The 16,454-nt window shown below is 54.5% G+C and carries 14 protein-coding genes; 11 read left to right on the forward strand and 3 right to left on the reverse strand.

Annotated features, from left to right (window positions below; all coding sequences use genetic code 11):
- Nucleotides 1–104 precede the first annotated feature (104 nt).
- A complete protein-coding gene (locus BM258_RS23415) occupies nucleotides 105–281 on the forward strand; it encodes a Flp family type IVb pilin (RefSeq protein ID WP_090075664.1) in 177 nt (58 codons plus the stop codon).
- Between the two features lie 95 nt (nucleotides 282–376).
- Here BM258_RS23415 and BM258_RS23420 read toward each other — a convergent pair whose 3' ends face one another.
- On the reverse strand, nucleotides 377–1,276 hold the full coding sequence (locus BM258_RS23420) for a methyltransferase domain-containing protein (protein ID WP_090075665.1): 900 nt from the start codon (nucleotides 1,274–1,276) through the stop codon (nucleotides 377–379).
- Between the two features lie 113 nt (nucleotides 1,277–1,389).
- On the opposite strand from BM258_RS23420, the gene BM258_RS23425 reads away from it, so the two are divergent.
- The 4 genes from BM258_RS23425 (at nucleotide 1,390) to BM258_RS23440 (ending at nucleotide 4,153) form a co-directional block, all read left to right on the forward strand.
- Nucleotides 1,390–2,208, forward strand: coding sequence for a ComF family protein (locus BM258_RS23425; RefSeq protein WP_090075666.1), 819 nt, complete (start codon nucleotides 1,390–1,392; stop codon nucleotides 2,206–2,208).
- An 85-nt stretch (nucleotides 2,209–2,293) separates the two neighbouring features.
- Nucleotides 2,294–2,548 carry a glutaredoxin 3 gene (gene grxC / locus BM258_RS23430; protein ID WP_090075677.1) on the forward strand — a complete coding sequence of 85 codons (255 nt, stop codon included), beginning with the start codon at nucleotides 2,294–2,296 and terminating at the stop codon, nucleotides 2,546–2,548.
- Between the two features lie 132 nt (nucleotides 2,549–2,680).
- Nucleotides 2,681–3,511: a carbon-nitrogen hydrolase family protein gene (locus BM258_RS23435; protein WP_090075667.1), complete on the forward strand. Its 831-nt coding sequence runs from the start codon at nucleotides 2,681–2,683 to the stop codon at nucleotides 3,509–3,511.
- A gap of 108 nt (nucleotides 3,512–3,619) precedes the next feature.
- Entirely contained in the window at nucleotides 3,620–4,153 is a 534-nt protein-coding gene (locus BM258_RS23440) for a DUF1178 family protein (protein ID WP_090075668.1), read from the forward strand.
- A gap of 90 nt (nucleotides 4,154–4,243) precedes the next feature.
- On the opposite strand, the gene BM258_RS23445 is transcribed toward BM258_RS23440, so the two are convergent.
- Together BM258_RS23445 and ubiG are read right to left on the reverse strand one after the other, a co-directional pair.
- Complete coding sequence (locus BM258_RS23445) at nucleotides 4,244–6,433, reverse strand: methyl-accepting chemotaxis protein (RefSeq protein ID WP_090075669.1); 2,190 nt, start codon at nucleotides 6,431–6,433, stop codon at nucleotides 4,244–4,246.
- Between the two features lie 338 nt (nucleotides 6,434–6,771).
- Nucleotides 6,772–7,545: a bifunctional 2-polyprenyl-6-hydroxyphenol methylase/3-demethylubiquinol 3-O-methyltransferase UbiG gene (ubiG, locus tag BM258_RS23450; protein ID WP_090075670.1), complete on the reverse strand. Its 774-nt coding sequence runs from the start codon at nucleotides 7,543–7,545 to the stop codon at nucleotides 6,772–6,774.
- A gap of 241 nt (nucleotides 7,546–7,786) precedes the next feature.
- Here ubiG and BM258_RS23455 point away from each other — a divergent pair, with 241 nt between their 5' ends.
- The 6 genes from BM258_RS23455 (at nucleotide 7,787) to BM258_RS23480 (ending at nucleotide 16,233) form a co-directional block, all read left to right on the forward strand.
- Nucleotides 7,787–9,040 carry an aspartate kinase gene (locus BM258_RS23455; RefSeq protein ID WP_090075671.1) on the forward strand — a complete coding sequence of 418 codons (1,254 nt, stop codon included), beginning with the start codon at nucleotides 7,787–7,789 and terminating at the stop codon, nucleotides 9,038–9,040.
- A 259-nt stretch (nucleotides 9,041–9,299) separates the two neighbouring features.
- On the forward strand, nucleotides 9,300–11,582 hold the full coding sequence (ptsP, locus tag BM258_RS23460) for a phosphoenolpyruvate--protein phosphotransferase (RefSeq protein ID WP_090075672.1): 2,283 nt from the start codon (nucleotides 9,300–9,302) through the stop codon (nucleotides 11,580–11,582).
- A gap of 99 nt (nucleotides 11,583–11,681) precedes the next feature.
- Entirely contained in the window at nucleotides 11,682–12,773 is a 1,092-nt protein-coding gene (gene prfA, locus BM258_RS23465) for a peptide chain release factor 1 (RefSeq protein WP_090075673.1), read from the forward strand.
- Between the two features lie 49 nt (nucleotides 12,774–12,822).
- Complete coding sequence (gene prmC, locus BM258_RS23470; RefSeq protein WP_090075674.1) at nucleotides 12,823–13,689, forward strand: peptide chain release factor N(5)-glutamine methyltransferase; 867 nt, start codon at nucleotides 12,823–12,825, stop codon at nucleotides 13,687–13,689.
- A gap of 380 nt (nucleotides 13,690–14,069) precedes the next feature.
- A complete protein-coding gene (locus tag BM258_RS23475) occupies nucleotides 14,070–14,699 on the forward strand; it encodes a DUF4167 domain-containing protein (RefSeq protein WP_090075675.1) in 630 nt (209 codons plus the stop codon).
- A gap of 367 nt (nucleotides 14,700–15,066) precedes the next feature.
- Nucleotides 15,067–16,233 (forward strand): nucleotide sugar dehydrogenase, encoded by a 1,167-nt coding sequence (locus BM258_RS23480; RefSeq protein WP_090075676.1) that lies wholly within the window; start codon nucleotides 15,067–15,069, stop codon nucleotides 16,231–16,233.
- The last annotated feature ends 221 nt before the right edge of the window (nucleotides 16,234–16,454 follow it).

Raw genomic sequence — 16,454 nt, forward strand, 5'->3', positions numbered from 1 at the left:
TCTTTCCGGCTTTTGAGATTTTCTTTATAAATTTTGATAAAATTACGTCCAGATGGTTTTTTGCGGGAGCCAGATCTTTCCTGCGGCAAATTGTTAGGATCAGTATGCTTCACAAATTTAACGCTTTTCTGAAAGATCAAAATGGCGCTACGGCTATTGAATATAGCATTATTGCCAGCTTGGTGGCTGCTGCGTTGGTTATAGGCTCCGGTCCTCTGGTTTCAAACCTCAATCGGGTTTTGAATGCATTTGCTGGCTATATCGGGGCCACTGCGCCTTAAGACACAGGCGGATCACAGAGTGTTTGCAGCCGCGCCTCGGTTCGATGTGCGGCTTTTTGTTATCTGGTGTGGTTGGACATTGCAGGCAAGGGTCGTTATTTGCTGCCCGATTTATCCCCCAAAACACTGGCAAGAGACATCTTGGCGCTGCCCGGCTTGAGCGGCTTTTGCTGGCTTTCATCCGGAGCCCAGCCGGATAGGGAAACGACTTGGAAGGTGGCGCGGATACGGCCGTCCTGATCGGAAAAGCGGTCTTGATAGATTTTGGCCGCGCGCATGAGACAATCACGCCGCATGAAATGGCGTGAGCGGTCTGTCAGCACATTGGTTGCTCCCATGCGCCGTAAATCCTGCATGAGCGAGAAGAGTGAGCTGTAGCGGACCGTCAGCGTGTCATGATCCACAACGGGTAATGAAAAGCCAGCCCGTTGCAGCAAGCTTCCCATATCCTTAAGGTCGGGCAACGGGGCAACCCGCGGGCTTGCGCCGCCTGTTATTTCGCTGTCGGCCATGAGGAATGCTTCGCGCAGTTCTTTCAGACTATCTCTTCCGAGCAGGGTGGCCAGCAGCAGGCCATCGGGAGCCAGACTCTGGCGGATTTGCACCAAGGTACCGGGCAGATCGTTGACCCAGTGCAAAAAGAGCGGAGAAACCAGAAGATTGAGACTTTGCGGCTTGATAGGCAGGAACTCGGGGTCAAACAAGAGCCCGTTGTCTTCCTTCGCCAGAAGCGTCGAGGCCTGTTCGAGGCGGAACACATAGTCCGTCCCCTCCCGATTTTTAAGCTGTCGGGCAAGACCTCCGGTGTGGCCACCCAGTTCGGCGATGACGGGAAAGGGGCGCAGAATGATGGAAAGACGGTCGAGCATGTCACTGGTAACTTCCTTGAGCAGGAAATCGCCTGCGTCGCCATGGTGCGCCAGAGCCCTTTTGCGACGGTCGGCCAGCAATCTCGTGTCGAAAAGGCGCGGGACGCCGGTCGTGTCTGTTTCCATGAGAGTGATGCCTTTTTCGATTCTGGATCAACTTGTATGATAACGCTGCTTGTTGCATTGTGCTATCAGTATCATCGATCCGGGGTTAGCAGAGGCGAGGATTAGGGGAGGCAATGCTGAAATTTCTCCAGAGCGAACAGGGCGGCCTTGATGGAAGCTTGCTGAATGGCGCTCGGCTGATCGGGCGCCCTCTTTTGCGGGCAGGCCGCGCGGTGCAGGATCTTATCATTCCTCCCCGCTGCGCAGGCTGCGGCAAGATCGTGCAGGATGCCAACAGCCTGTGCGGGGCCTGTTGGGGCGAAATGGAATGGATCGCGCGGCCCTATTGTTCCGTATCGGGTGTCCCTTTTTCCTACGATCTGGGCGAAGCGCTTGTCAGTCCGGATGTTCTGGCCAATCCCCCCGCTTATGATCGCGCACGCTCTGTGGCACTGTTCGGGCGCACGGCAAGGCGCATGGTGCATCAACTCAAATATATGGATCGAACCGATCTTGCTATTGTCATGGGGCGCTGGATGGTGCGGGCCGGAGCGGATTGCCTTACTGACCCTGATGCCATCATCGTGCCGGTGCCCCTGCATAAAAGACGTCTGTGGCGGCGGCGGTTCAATCAGTCTGCGTTGCTGGCCAAGGTGATTGCGCAGGAGACGGGAACCGTTTTCATGCCGGACCTTCTGCAACGTACGCGGCCCACGCGTCAGCAGGTAGGGTTGAGTGAGGATGAGCGCCGGGTCAATGTGGAGGGGGCCTTTCAGATCAATCTGGACGACAAGACATCTCTGTCGGGCCGAACGGTGGTGCTGGTGGATGATGTCTGGACGACTGGGGCAACGCTTGATGCCTGCTGCCGTGTGTTGAGGCGTTCCAATGCAGGAGAAATTTGCATTATCACTTTTGCACGGGTTGCCGCTGGCTCTGAAATGCCCATATAAATGGTTGAGTTTTGAATAAATCCAAACTGGCATTTGCATCCTTCCCGAAATGGCAAAGGACCGGTTTGGTCGAATGGAGACCGAAATGGCAGAAGTTGTTATTTATACGCGTAAAATGTGCGGATTTTGCACCGCAGCCAAAAAACTGCTCACCGACAAGGGTGTTGCGTTCCGTGAGCTGGATGCGACCTTCGATTTTGATATCAAGCAGGAAATGATGAAAAAATCCGGTCGCCGCACCTTCCCGCAAATCTTCATTGATGAAGAGCATGTTGGCGGCTGTGATGATCTGTTTGCCCTTGATAAAGCTGGGAAACTCGACGAGATGCTGGCCGCTTAAGGTGCCGCAGACCGCACTCGGTTGCGAGCCCTTTTGTCCGCTTGTCATTGCGGATGGGCTTGGGTAATACTCAAAGGTGATCCTGTTGCGGCCCTGTCGGGCCGTCAATTCCGAGATAAACTGGAGAGTTGCATGACGTCCTTCCGCGCTGCCTGTGTTCAACTGCGTTCCGGTCGCGATCCGGCGCATAATCTTGATGAAGCCGAACGGCTTATCAGAGAGGCGCGTCGCGATGGGGCAGAATATATCCAGACGCCCGAACAGACCGCGACCATGGAGATGAACCGCAAGGCGATGATGGCCGTCCTCTCGGCCGAGGACGATGATGAAGGCCTCAAGCGGATGCAGGCGCTGGCCGAAGAGCTGGATATCTGGCTGCATATCGGTTCAATGTCCTTTCTGGTCAAGACATGTGATGAGGTGAAGGCGGCCAATCGCAGCCTCCTGATCTCGCCAGCCGGGCGGATTGCTGCGCGCTATGACAAGATCCATATGTTTGATGTGGATCTGGAAAATGGTGAGAGCTACCGTGAATCGGCCAGCTTCGTGCCCGGAGAGAAAGCTGTGAGCGCCATTTTACCTTGGGGTACATTGGGACTGACCATTTGCTATGATCTGCGCTTTCCCTATCTCTATCGGGCTTTGTGCAATCAGAAGGGCGCTAATATTTTGGCCATTCCTGCTGCTTTCACCAAGCGTACAGGTCAGGCGCACTGGGAAGTGTTGATGCGGGCCAGAGCCATTGAAAATGGCGCCTTCGTGATTGCCGCCGCGCAAGGGGGCAAACATGAGAATGGCCGCAAGACCTATGGTCATTCCATCATCGTGGACCCGTGGGGCACCGTGCTGGCCGAGGCTCAGGATGAGCCCTGTTTCATTGCGGCCGATATCGACATGACGCGCGTGGATGTCTGTCGCAAGGCAATACCGTCCCTTCAGCACGATCGTGCTTTTGAAATCTGATCGCAAGTAGCGTATAATTCAGAGGATCAAATTTCGCTTGCCAATTGGTGCGAAATGGATTTTTGTGCGCGATGCACAGTTTGTCTGAAATGGAATTAGGGGTTTGACTTGATTAAGTATTCGCTGCGCTGCGAGCATGATCATGTGTTTGAGGGCTGGTTTCGCAATAATGATGATTGCGAAATGCAGACCCGGGACGGCCATGTTGAATGTCCTTTTTGTGCATCGACGAAAATCTCAAAATCCCTGATGGCTCCGCGCGTAACCGGAACGCGTACGCAGGATAATGCTGTGCGCCCAAGCGCAGAGCGAGGCGCCGCTGAGGCTGCTCCTTCACCCGCCGTGCCGAAACCCACTGCCCCCAATGCAGTTGTGCCTCATGCCGGTGCCGCCGTGGCAGCGCCCCAAGAGGGGCCCGATCCCCAGCAGGTGCAGAAGATGTTGCGCGCCTTCCGCGAACATGTGGTCAAGAATGCCGATTATGTTGGTGACAATTTCGCCGAAGAAGCCCGCAAGATGCATTTTAAGGAAACCGAAGAGCGCGGCATCTATGGTGAAGCAACCGTTGATGAGGTGAAGTCGCTGGCAGAAGACGGGATCGATTGTCTGCCGATGCCGGTTTTGCCCGAAGATCAGAACTGATTGGTCGATCTGTCTCGCAGACTGCAAATGAAAACCCGCACCAGCTGATGGCCGATGCGGGCTTTTTTGTCGGAAGGGTTTCTTTCAAACTCAGGCGGCGGCGAAGTCTTCGACAAATTTCTCCACGATGTTGCTGAGGTCGCCAGCCTGCTCGGACAGGCCTTTGGAGAGATCCTGCAGCTTGGTGGATGCCGTACCGGTCTGCTGGGCGGCGATGTTGACGCCGCTGATATTCTTGGTCACTTCATCAGTGCCGGTTGCTGCCTGCTGACAGTTGCTAGCGATCTCGGCGGTGGCCGATCCCTGTTCATCGACAGCTGTCGTGATCTGGGACGCGGTTTCCTTGATGCTTGCGATGACCTGGGCAATCTCGCCAACGGACCGGACTGTACCGTCTGTTGCTTGCTGGATTTCGGAAACTTTGAGTCCGATTTCCTCGGTGGCCTTGGCTGTCTGGGATGCCAATTCCTTGACCTCGGCTGCAACGACCGCGAAGCCTTTGCCTGCTTCACCAGCCCGGGCGGCCTCGATGGTGGCGTTAAGGGCCAGCAGGTTGGTTTGGGCTGCGATGCCATTGATCAGCTCAATGACGTCGCCAATGGCCGCAGCTGCTGCCGCCAGAGACTGGATGCGGTCATTGGCAGCATCCGCTTCGGCGTTGGCCTTGTCGGCGATTTGCGCTGAATGGACCACCTGATCGTTGACGACGCGCACGGAGGCCGACATTTCCTCGGTGGCGCTGGCCACGGTCTGAACGTTGGCCGAGGCCTGATCAGCTGCGACGGCAACAGACTGGGATTGTCGGGTTGTTTCCCTTGCTGTGTTGGACAGGTCCTGTGCTGCGGTGGCCACTTCGCTGGACGAAGAGGCGATGCCTGTGGAAAGAGCCTGCATGCGGGAGACAAAGTCCTGAGCCAGTTTGGCGCGGCGGTCCAGTAGTTTGCGTTCTTCTTCTTCGCGGCTTGCTGCCTCCTTGCGCAGTTTTTCCGCTTCCTGAAGACCTGTGCGCAAGATCTCGGAGGCTTGGGCGATTTCGCCGATTTCATCCTTGCGGTCAGCGCCATCGACGCGGTCAACTGTATCTCCGGATGCAATACGGCGCAGAATGTTGGCCATTTTGACGATCGGGGCGGAAATGTTGTGCGCGACCAATGCCATGGCGACCATGGCCACCAGAGCCACGATGAGGGCAACCGCCAACTGCCAGAAGAGAGCCGTGTTGTTGCGCTCGTCCATGGCCTGTCCCATGGCGATGGACTCGGCCATTACCACCGAGCGGGGCACATCGATGACCACTGACCAGCTCTGATCGGTGCGTCCAAGAGCGATTGGAGAGAAGACACGCAGGGCATCGTCCTTCTCGTCAACAAAGATCTTGGAAGCGCCTTCGCTCAGTGCCTTGGCCTCTGCTGCACCATTGTCCTGATCGAATGAGAATTTGCCGCCGATGCTCTTCGGGTCCAGACTGGATGCGACCAACAGGCCGTCATTGGTGACGATCTGCACCGAGCCAGCGCCATCGTAGATGCTTTTATCAACCTTGTTGGCCAATTCCTGAACGAAGGAAAGCTCGAAGTCGGCTCCTGCGACGCCAGCGAATTTGCCGTTCACCGTGATGGGAACGGACATGGTTGCAAGGTAAACCGACTTGCCTTGAACGACATAGGGAAGTGGGGCAAGGATATTTTCATTTCCTGTGCGTTGCGGGTTCAGGAACCATCCGCCTTTGACAAGACCATTGGGGTGTTTGTCCGAGCTGTCATATTCTACAAGAGGCTGTACGGCGATTTTGCCGTTGCCGTCGCGAGTCCAATAGGGCAGGGCACGTCCTGATGCGTCTGAGCCCATGGCTGCATCGGATTTGAAAATGGCGTCCATGCCGTCAAGGGCGTCCGGCTCCCAGGCGCTGTAGGTGCCGTTGAAGAGGGGGTTGTCTTGGAGGGAGCGGTGAAGCAGTTCGTTCAGCTGGGCGCGTCGTACTTCGTCTCGAGAGCCGCCTTTGTTTTCTGGCATGGCAATGGTTTCAAGTGCCTTTGCCATGCTGCGGGCGGTTGAAAAGGCTGTTTCGACCTCGGACTTGATGACACCGGCCTGAGCGGCGGCAAGGTGAGAAAGAGAAGACTGGCTGTTGTGGTCCAGAAGCTCTCCCACGTTAGAGGCCACATAGTCTGCGTTTTTACTGGCCGACCAAAGATTATATCCAACAATCGTGCCGGTGGACCCGATGACACAAATGGCTGTGAAAGCGACGATGCGTACGCGAATGGAATGGAGGTTCATTGTTCAAAACCTTGTTAAGTGCCATTCAGACTTGCTGATACACTGCTGATTTATCCGGCGGGCTCGATGCCGAATATCCTAAGGCTTCCTTGAACTGCTTTAACAATCAAAGAATTGAATGTTATGATCCATTGGACAGGTTAAAAGTAGGTAAAATATTCTTTTATTCTGAAATAGCGTAATACTTAAATACTGCTTATTACTGGAAAACTTTTCTATCTGAAATTATTAATGTCTTTTCTTGAAACCATAACGGGTTTTTTGTCGCAAATCTAGTAGAATTGACCACAGAACTTCTGTTTGTATACCTAGGGTGGTGGTTGTTTTTACCTGCTCTTTTACTGTGTGGGCTTGCGGGAGCAAAGCACCATGTAATTGACGTCGAGATCCTTTGAGCGAGACCATTTATCGAACAGGGGGTTGTAAGTGACCCCGACCTTCTCGACGACATCCAGCCCGGTGGGGGCAAGGGCGCGTTCCAGCTCGTCCGGTGTTACGAATTTGTCCCAGGTGTGTGTGCCGACGGGTAGCCAGCGCAGAATATATTCGGCCCCTACGATGGCCAGCGCATGGGATTTAAGGGTCCGGTTAAGGGTTGCGATCAGCATCAGTCCTCCGGGCTTAACCATGCTCGCGCATTCGGAGATGAACAGATCCACGTCTGATACATGCTCGACCACTTCCATGGTCAGAACCACATCGAACTTGGCCCCTTCTGCAACGAGGGCTTCTGCCGTTGTTGCCCGGTAGGTGATGTCCAGATCATTTTCACTGGCGTGGGTGGAGGCAATGCCGATGTTGGTCTCTGAGGCATCAACGCCAACGACATTGGCGCCTAGCCGGCAGAGTGGTTCGCACAGGAGGCCCCCGCCGCAGCCGACGTCGAGAATATCAAGGCCCTCAAGGGGAGTCTTAGCCTTTGCGTCAAGGCCGAAATGGCTCAGAAGCGTCTCGCGCAGATAGGCGACGCGTGTGGGGTTGAACTTGTGAAGCGGGCGAAACTTTCCTTTAGGGCTCCACCATTCCTGGGCCATTGCAGAAAAACGGGCAATCTCTTCGTCGTCGACGGTGGTTGCTTTTGCTTGCGCTTCCTTGGTGCTCTGGGATGTCATTGTCTGCCCCTTATTGGCTTTTCGTCTTTTGCGAGATTGTACGAAACGGAATGGCCTTTGGATTGGTTGTGCCTGTCATGTTATCAATAGCTTCTTTCCGCAAATGGAAAAGTCAAGCCTTTGAAAGCTTGCATGAGAGGCAACTGCCGAGTATGACTATGCGCAACCGGCGGCAAGGTCAATCAGCCCTTATGATTGAGCCGCTTAAAACGTAAAAACCAGTGACAGAAAGCGATAGTGAATGGCTCGTCTTGTCATGAAGTTCGGGGGTACGTCTGTTGCTGATATCGAGCGCATCAGACGCGTTGCCCGACATGTGAAGCGTGAAGTGGACGCAGGCAATCAGGTGGCCGTTGTGGTTTCTGCCATGGCGGGTAAAACCAACGAACTGGTTGGTTGGGTGCAGGAAGCGTCTCCGCTCTATGATGCGCGTGAATATGATACCGTTGTTTCCTCAGGCGAACAGGTGACATCGGGGCTTCTCGCTTTGACCCTGCAGAATATGGGCGTCGATGCCCGGTCTTGGCTCGGGTGGCAAATTCCTTTTAAAACCAACAGTGTGCATGGTGCTGCTCGCATTGAAGAGATCGATGGGTCGGTTTTGATCGAGCGTCTTGAAATGAACCAGGTGGCCGTTGTGGCCGGGTTCCAGGGCATCGCTCCGGATAATCGCATTTCGACATTGGGGCGCGGCGGGTCCGACACCAGCGCAGTGGCAATCGCTGCGGCAATCAATGCAGACCGATGCGATATCTACACCGATGTGGACGGGGTTTACACCACCGACCCGCGGATCGTGCCCGAAGCGCGACGGCTTGAGCATATTTCTTTCGAGGAAATGCTGGAAATGGCTTCGCTCGGCGCGAAAGTCATGCAGGTGCGCTCTGTTGAAATGGCGATGGTGCATAATGTGCGTACCTTCGTGCGGTCCTCTTTTGTCGAGCCAGATGCGCCAGAACTTATGAATACGGACCAGCCCATCGGAACTTTGATCTGTGATGAGGATGAGATTGTGGAAAAACAGGTAGTAACCGGAATTGCCTTCTCAAAGGACGAAGCGCAAATCTCTCTGCGTCGGCTCGAAGACAAGCCGGGTATCGCTGCACATGTCTTTGGTCCTCTCTCCGAGGCCAACATTAATGTTGACATGATCGTTCAGAATATTTCTGAAGACGGCACGATCACCGACATGACCTTTACCGTGCCCAAAGGTGATTTCGAGCGCGCAAAGGATGTGCTTGAGCAGGCGCGCGGCAACATTAACTATAACATGCTGCAAGGCTCGACCGATGTGGTGAAGGTTTCTGTGATCGGTATCGGTATGCGCAGTCATGCTGGCGTTGCTTCCAAGGCCTTCAAGGCATTGGCAGACAAAGGTATCAACATTCGCGCCATTACGACGTCCGAGATCAAGATTTCCATCCTGATCGACGCCGAATATGCCGAGTTGGCAGTGCGTGCACTGCACTCGCTTTATGGTCTGGATGAGAAATAGAGTGATAGGGAGAGGAAGCCTCATTGCAGGCCTCCTCTTTTCGTCTTGCTGTTCCAGTTTGGAGTGTCTTTTCAATCATTCTAAAAACCGGGCAGATGATTGATCTGTCTGATCGCCTCGTGCCATAGTGCGCATGAGACGAATCCCAATTGCCAATATGTCGCTTCTTTATGGCCTCATGCAGAGCAATGGTGAATTCGTGCAAGGGTGACACGTGAGTGGCCCTTAATGACAAAAGCGGAAAATCGGAGAAACCCGGATGCGGGGAAATCTGGCTGGGCCGCGTATCCTTCTTCGGCGCCTTCGCGAGACGATGGCAAAGCCGACCGATGCGCAGGAACGATTAAACGAGATTGTGCGATTGATCGCGGCCAACATGGTGGCCGAGGTTTGCTCTGTCTATGTTCTTCGTTCCGATAACCTGCTGGAACTCTATGCGACCGAAGGTCTGAACCCACTGGCTGTGCATGAAACGCGCCTGCAGGTCGGGGAAGGTCTTGTCGGCCATATCGCGTCCGAAGCCCGTATCCTCAATCTTTCCGAACCGCAAGAGCATCCCGCCTTTGCCTATCGCCCCGAGACGGGTGAAGAAATCTATCATGCCTTTCTGGGTGTGCCGATCCTGCGATCCGGGCGGACGCTGGGTGTTCTGGTCGTACAGAACAAGACACAGCGTGTCTATTCCGATGAGGAAGTCGAGGCGCTGCAAACCACGGCAATGGTGCTGGCTGAGCTGATCGCTTCGGGTGAGCTTAAAGGCATGTCCGGCCCCGGTGCCGATCTCGATCTGGTGCGTCCGTTGCGGCTGGAAGGTCTCTCCATGGCCGAAGGGCTCGGTCTGGGGCGCGTGGTGCTGCATGAGCCGCGGATCGTGGTCACCAATCTGATCGCCGAAGACGCGCTGGCCGAAGAAAAACGCCTGGAAGCGGCGATCGAGCATCTGCGCCTGTCCGTTGACGATCTGCTCAATCGTGACGATATCTCCCATGTTGGCGAGCATCGTGACATTCTGGAAGCCTACCGCATGTTTGCCTATGATCGTGGTTGGGTGCGCCGGATGATCGAGGCGATCCACACGGGCCTGACGGCGGAAGCTGCGGTTGAACGTGTGCAGAGTGATACGCGGGCGCGGCTGTTGCGATCGACCGATCCCTATTTGCGGGATCGATTGCATGACTTTGATGATCTTGCCAACCGCTTGATGCGTAAGCTGAATGGCGACCAACTGGCAGACAAGAACGGCGAGAAGCCTACAGATTCCATCATCGTGGCGCGCAATATGGGCGCAGCCGAGCTGCTTGATTACGGGCGGGATCGGGTGCGCGGTCTTGTGCTGGAAGAAGGGGCGCCTACCAGTCATGTGGTGATCGTTGCCAGAGCGCTTGGTATTCCCACAGTCGGGCAGGTTTCGACAGCGGTTAACCTGTGCGAAGATGGCGATCCGATCATTGTCGACGGCGATACTGGTCATGTGCATATGCGCCCTCCGGCAGATGTCGAGGCGTCCTATGTCGATCAGGTCAAGTTCCGTGCTCATAGGCAGGAGCAATATCGCAAGTTGCGCGACAAACCCGCTGTCACCAAGGACGGGGTTCCTGTCGATCTTTACATGAATGCCGGTTTGCTGGTGGACTTGCCCAATATGACAGGGGCAGGGGCCAAGGGTATCGGTCTGTTCCGCACCGAGCTGCAATTCATGGTCGCGGCCAGCTTCCCGCGCATGCGTGAGCAGGAGAAGGTGTATCGGCAGGTGCTGGACAGCGCGGCTGAAATGCCCGTGACATTCCGCTCTCTTGATGTGGGCGGGGATAAGGTTTTGGCCTTCTTGCGCATGGCGGCGGAAGAAAATCCGGCCATGGGCTGGCGCGCCATTCGGCTCGGGCTGGATCGCCCGGGGCTGTTACGCACTCAGATGCGCGCCTTGCTGCATGCGGCCGCTGGTCGGTCGCTGCGCCTGATGTTCCCCATGATCACGGATGTCTTCGAATTCGAAGAAGCCAAGGATCTCTTCATGCGCGAGGTGGCGCACTTGGAGCGGCATGGCTATGAAAAGCCCAAGAAGATCCATCTTGGCGCCATGCTTGAAGTGCCGTCTCTGCTGTTCCAGCTGGATGCCTTGCTGGATCGCGCCGATTTCATTTCGATTGGTACAAACGATCTGCACCAGTTCATGATGGCATGTGATCGGGGCAATACGCGCCTTTCGGGGCGGTATAGTTCTCTAACGCCCTCTTTCCTGCGCGCCTTGAAGAGCATTATTGACAAGGGCTTGGAAAAAGGGGTGCCGGTGACCGTGTGCGGTGAGTTGGCTGGCAGGGCAACCGGCGCGATGGCGCTTTTGGCCATTGGCTATCGTCGCTTGTCCATGGCCCCCTCTTCGGTTGGGCCGGTCAAGGCCATGTTGCTGGAACTGCCGCTAGAGCAGCTTGAGGCGGAATTCGCCGAAGCGCTTGCCAAAGCCGTGCATGCCGATGAAATCAAGCAATTCCTTCAGGATTTTGCCGAGCGTTACGACATTCACATTCCGGCCGGAAATCTTTAGCGACACATCGTGCCACTCGACTTTACTGCGGTTCGGGCTGCGGCATTGTGCGATGGACGCGTGTCATGCTTTTGGCCGCTTGCTACAGGACTGAATAAAATGGTTGGTGTTTCCATTCCGCTTGGGCGCGTTGAAGCCCTCATACAACGGTTTGATGCCCTGTCGGCTGAAATGGCGGCGGGGCCTGAGCCTGATGTCTATGTCAAGCTGAGCCGGGATTATGCCGAGTTGGAGCCGGTGGCCATCAAGTCCCGCGACTATCTGGCGGCTCTCAAGGAGCTTGAGGATCTTCAGGAAATTCTGAACGATCCCGAGATGGATGCCGAAATGCGTGATTTGGCATATGAGGATGTCAAGCCCACGGAAGAAAAGATCGAGGAACTTGCAGCCGAGCTGCAAATCCTGCTTTTGCCAAAGGATGCTGCTGATAACAAGAGCGCCATTCTGGAGGTAAGGGCCGGAACGGGTGGCGACGAGGCAGCCCTGTTTGCGGGTGATCTGTTTCGCATGTATCAGCGCTATGCCGAGGATCATGGCTGGAAAGTTTCGGTCATGTCTGTCAGCGAAGGCGATATGGGCGGCTATAAGGAAATCATTGCCAGCGTGTCAGGCGTCGGGGTGTTCGCCAAAATGAAATATGAATCCGGTGTTCACCGAGTGCAGCGCGTGCCAGAAACCGAATCCGGCGGGCGTATTCATACTTCTGCTGCAACGGTGGCGGTGTTGCCGGAGGCTGAAGAGGTGGATATCGACATTCGCCCTGATGATATCCGCATCGATACCATGCGAGCATCCGGTGCCGGTGGTCAGCATGTGAACACGACGGACTCCGCAGTCCGCATCACCCATTTGCCAACGGGCATAGTGGTAACGTCTTCGGAGAAGTCCCAGCATCAGAACCGTGCCAACGCGATGAAAGTGCTACAGGCTCGTCTTTATGAAGCCGAGCGGGATCGCGCTGATAGCGAACGGTCTGAAGAGCGACGCGGGCAGGTTGGATCGGGTGACCGGTCCGAGCGCATTCGCACCTATAACTTCCCGCAAGGGCGTGTGACGGATCATCGTATCAATCTCACGCTCTATAAGTTGGACAAGATTCTGGCCGGTGAAGCGCTGGGTGAATTGATCGATGCCCTGATTGCAGAAAATCAGGCGCAATTGTTGGCCGCTGTTGAAGACGATGCGGTTTAATTTGATGCAGCTTGCTTAATGTGGGCTGTCTGGAGCCGGAAGGCGTGTCATGCGTTTGGATCAGATGATCGCAGGAATGTCGAGGGCTCTGGCGCAAGAGGGCATCGAAACCGCGCGCCTTGATGCCCGGTTGCTGGCTTGTCATGGATTGGGCCTGTCGGAAACCGATATCATTCTGCAATTTGACAGAGCCCTTCAGTCTGATGAGATCCGTCTGCTGGACGGGCTGGTCGAGCGACGGCTTACGAGAGAACCCATTGCGCATATTCTGGGCTATCGCGAGTTCTGGGGGCTGCCTTTCAAGGTGACCGCTGATACGCTTGTGCCGCGCCCCGATAGTGAAACGCTTGTGGCGGCGGTGCTTGATGCGGTGAAAAGCAAACAGGCGCCACTCTCCATTGTTGATATCGGGACTGGTACGGGCTGCCTGTTGCTCTCGCTCCTGTCTGAATTGCCCAATGCGTTTGGTGTAGGATCGGATATCAGCTCGGCTGCGCTCTCGGTGGCGCGGCAGAATGCGTTGGATCTGGGCTTTTCGGAGCGTTGCGCGTTTCTGCGGGCCAGCTATGCCGAGGCTTTTGCCGGAGGTATGGATATTCTGATCTCCAACCCACCCTATCTGGCTGCTGATGAAATGGGCGACATAGAAAAAGATGTCGCCGACTATGATCCGACCAGTGCTCTGGTGTCTGGAGAGACAGGGCTAGAGGCCTATGAGGCGCTCTTCTCTGCAATTGCAGCGTGGGAGGTGAAGCCATCCATCATGGCGTTCGAATTCGGTTATCGCCAGGCTGACGCGGTATGCGCTGTCGCCTGGAAGAGCGGTTTGACATCTGCGATTGGTGAAGATGGCCATATTTTGAAGGATCTTGGGGGGCAAAACCGAATTTTATTGCTGCAAAGCCGTCAAAATTAGCCTTTTTGCCAAACTTCTGTTGAAAGCACGGCGTGCGGTCTGACAAAAAAACGCCAATGGGCTTGAATTTGTGACGTAACTCGATAGATTGAAATCACCAAGAGCAAAATCCGGCTGATTTGCGTAGCAAAAGACAGCTGGCGGTGGGGTTCCTCTCAGATTCATCTGTATTTTTAGGGTCTCCGTAGCGGATTTCAGATTTTATTCAGTCAAAGAAGCAACTCGATCGTTGAATCGATATAGCTCGTGACTTTTCAAACAGGTTGACAACGCGGTGTTATGGTCTGCGAGATCAGGTCAGGGCACGTGTCCGTGGGGACATTTGGCAATCAGTTTGCCTTGCTGAACCTTTTGGTCGGCCTATTTACGAGAGAAAAACAATGCGACAGAGCCAGAAAAGCAGCCGGACACGCAGTCGCGGGCGCAAGCCATCCAATCCGCTGTCCCGCTCCTATGATAGCAATGGACCTGATGTAAAGATTCGAGGTACAGCGAGCCATATTGCAGAGAAATATCAGTCTCTTGCAAGGGATGCCTTGGCGTCCGGCGATATGGTCATGTCCGAGAACTACTATCAGCATGCCGAGCATTATTTGCGCATCATAGCTGCTGCGCAGTCTTCTTCCCGCGATGACGCGCGCAATAATAATTCCAATAGCGACCAGCCATCCAATTCCGAGCGTCCGGCCCGTGCAAAACCAGCCCCTCAGCCCGAGATTACCGGTGATGAACCGCAGCCGGAGATCAGTGGTTTTGAAAATACCGCTGTTGAAATGGAAGTGGCCGTTATTGAGAAGTCTGATGAAGAGCCGAAGCCTGAGGAAAAGCCGAAAAGGAAACGGACACCAAAAGCTGCAGCAGATGGGGACGAAGACGGCAAGGACGAGGCTCCGCGCCGCCGCCGCCGCACCACCTATCGCTCGCGCAAGAGACCTGTGGCCGGTGAAAAAGACGGCGAAGCAGCGCCTGCTGCTCCTGAAGCCCCCCAGCCGGTGGCTGCTGAAGAATAAGGCTCGGCCTTTGAATGATATGTCAGAACCCGCCAGAGATGGCGGGTTTTTGCGTTTTATGGTGAGGCTGGCGTTCCCTCGCTCACCTGCTCTTGTGAACCAAATGGTCAAAATAGTGTAACAGGGTTTATGCTATGTCAGGATTTGCTGGGAAGAGGGGCACCCTATCTTTGACGCTCTGCTTGTCGAGCTTTTTTGGGGGGGGCTTTTTCCTCTCTTCTCAAGCGATTGGGCCGGGCTGACAAATTTTGTGCTCATTTGCTCTGCATATGACGGACATGTTGGACGCTGCCTGAATAATGAAGTAGAAGTGGTTCGGTATTTCGGGGCGCATATTTGCAGATGGTCTATTGACGGGTTGTATGAAATGAAAATTGCAGTGGCAGGTATTGGCTATGTGGGCTTGTCGAACGCTATCTTGTTTGCGCAAAATCACGAGGTTGTCGCGGTCGATATCAGCGAAAACAAGGTTCAGATGCTGAATGACAAGAAAAGCCCGATTGTTGATGATGAGATTGAGGATTTTCTTGCAACCCGCGCTCTTGATCTTACTGCAACGGCTGACGGGGCGAGCGCCTATCTGGATGCTGATTTTGTCGTGGTTGCTACGCCAACCAATTACGATCCTGAAACCAACTATTTCAACACCGAGTCGGTGGAGGCTGTTATCCGGGCAGTCATGGCGGTCAATAGCACCGCGACAATCATAATCAAGTCGACCATTCCGGTTGGATTTGTTGATGATGTGCGCGCGCGGATGGACACCGCGCAGGTGGTCTTTTCGCCCGAATTTTTGCGTGAAGGGCATGCGCTTTATGACAATCTCTACCCTTCGCGCATCATCGTGGGGGAGAAGTCCGAGCGCGCCAGACAGTTCGCCGATCTGCTGATTGAGGGGGCGGTTAAGAAAGATGCGCCAGTGCTTTTCACAGATGCGTGCGAAGCGGAAGCCATCAAGCTCTTTTCCAACACCTATCTTGCCATGCGTGTTGCCTATTTCAATGAGCTGGACAGTTATGCCATGGCCTTTGGCATGAATACGCGTCAGTTGATCGATGGTGTCGGGCTTGATCCACGCATCGGCGATCACTATAACAATCCCTCCTTTGGCTATGGCGGCTATTGCTTGCCTAAAGACACCAAGCAGCTGTTGGCCAATTATTCTCAGGTGCCTCAGGTGCTCATCCGGGCGATCGTTGATGCCAATACGACGCGCAAGGATTTCATTGCGGATACGATTATCGCCAAGCAACCCAAAACGGTTGGTATCTACCGCTTGGTGATGAAGGCCAACTCGGATAATTTCCGCAGTTCCTCGATTCAGGGGATCATGAAGCGCATCAAGTCCAAGGGGATTGAAGTGATCGTTTATGAGCCCTCTCTGGATGAAGAGCATTTCTTCAATTCACCCGTGATCACGGATCTTGCCGAGTTCAAGTCTATGTCCGATATCATCGTGGCAAACAGAATGGCCAAGGAAATACAGGACGTGACGGAGAAGGTTTTCACACGGGATCTGTTCGGCTCGGACTAGTACTCTTGTATCGTCTTGCGTGTTTAAAGGTGCCCTTCTTGAGAACACGGATGAATGTCGACAAGTTTTACAGCTTCAAGGGGTATACAAACGCGCTGAATTTGATAATAGGTGAAGCTGTTATTATCGCTTAATCCCAGAAGTTAGTTGAGTTCGCCAATGCATTTTACTCACTTAAAGGCCCTCGAATATGAGAGCATCCATATTATTCGCGAGGTTGC

It is taken from the genome of Cohaesibacter marisflavi (genome assembly GCF_900115225.1).
In the GTDB taxonomy this organism is placed as follows: Bacteria; Pseudomonadota; Alphaproteobacteria; order Rhizobiales; family Cohaesibacteraceae; genus Cohaesibacter; species Cohaesibacter marisflavi.

Excerpts from the sequence above, each read along its gene's own strand:
- BM258_RS23415 (WP_090075664.1), top strand. The coding sequence starts at position 105 with ATGCTTCACAAATTTAACGCTTTTCTGAAAGATCAAAATGGCGCTACG.
- BM258_RS23420 (WP_090075665.1), bottom strand. The coding sequence starts at position 1,276 with ATGGAAACAGACACGACCGGCGTCCCGCGCCTTTTCGACACGAGATTG.
- BM258_RS23425 (WP_090075666.1), top strand. The coding sequence starts at position 1,390 with ATGCTGAAATTTCTCCAGAGCGAACAGGGCGGCCTTGATGGAAGCTTG.
- grxC (WP_090075677.1), top strand. The coding sequence starts at position 2,294 with ATGGCAGAAGTTGTTATTTATACGCGTAAAATGTGCGGATTTTGCACC.
- BM258_RS23435 (WP_090075667.1), top strand. The coding sequence starts at position 2,681 with ATGACGTCCTTCCGCGCTGCCTGTGTTCAACTGCGTTCCGGTCGCGAT.
- BM258_RS23445 (WP_090075669.1), bottom strand. The coding sequence starts at position 6,433 with ATGAACCTCCATTCCATTCGCGTACGCATCGTCGCTTTCACAGCCATT.
- ubiG (WP_090075670.1), bottom strand. The coding sequence starts at position 7,545 with ATGACATCCCAGAGCACCAAGGAAGCGCAAGCAAAAGCAACCACCGTC.
- BM258_RS23455 (WP_090075671.1), top strand. The coding sequence starts at position 7,787 with ATGGCTCGTCTTGTCATGAAGTTCGGGGGTACGTCTGTTGCTGATATC.
- ptsP (WP_090075672.1), top strand. The coding sequence starts at position 9,300 with ATGCGGGGAAATCTGGCTGGGCCGCGTATCCTTCTTCGGCGCCTTCGC.
- prfA (WP_090075673.1), top strand. The coding sequence starts at position 11,682 with ATGGTTGGTGTTTCCATTCCGCTTGGGCGCGTTGAAGCCCTCATACAA.
- prmC (WP_090075674.1), top strand. The coding sequence starts at position 12,823 with ATGCGTTTGGATCAGATGATCGCAGGAATGTCGAGGGCTCTGGCGCAA.
- BM258_RS23475 (WP_090075675.1), top strand. The coding sequence starts at position 14,070 with ATGCGACAGAGCCAGAAAAGCAGCCGGACACGCAGTCGCGGGCGCAAG.
- BM258_RS23480 (WP_090075676.1), top strand. The coding sequence starts at position 15,067 with ATGAAAATTGCAGTGGCAGGTATTGGCTATGTGGGCTTGTCGAACGCT.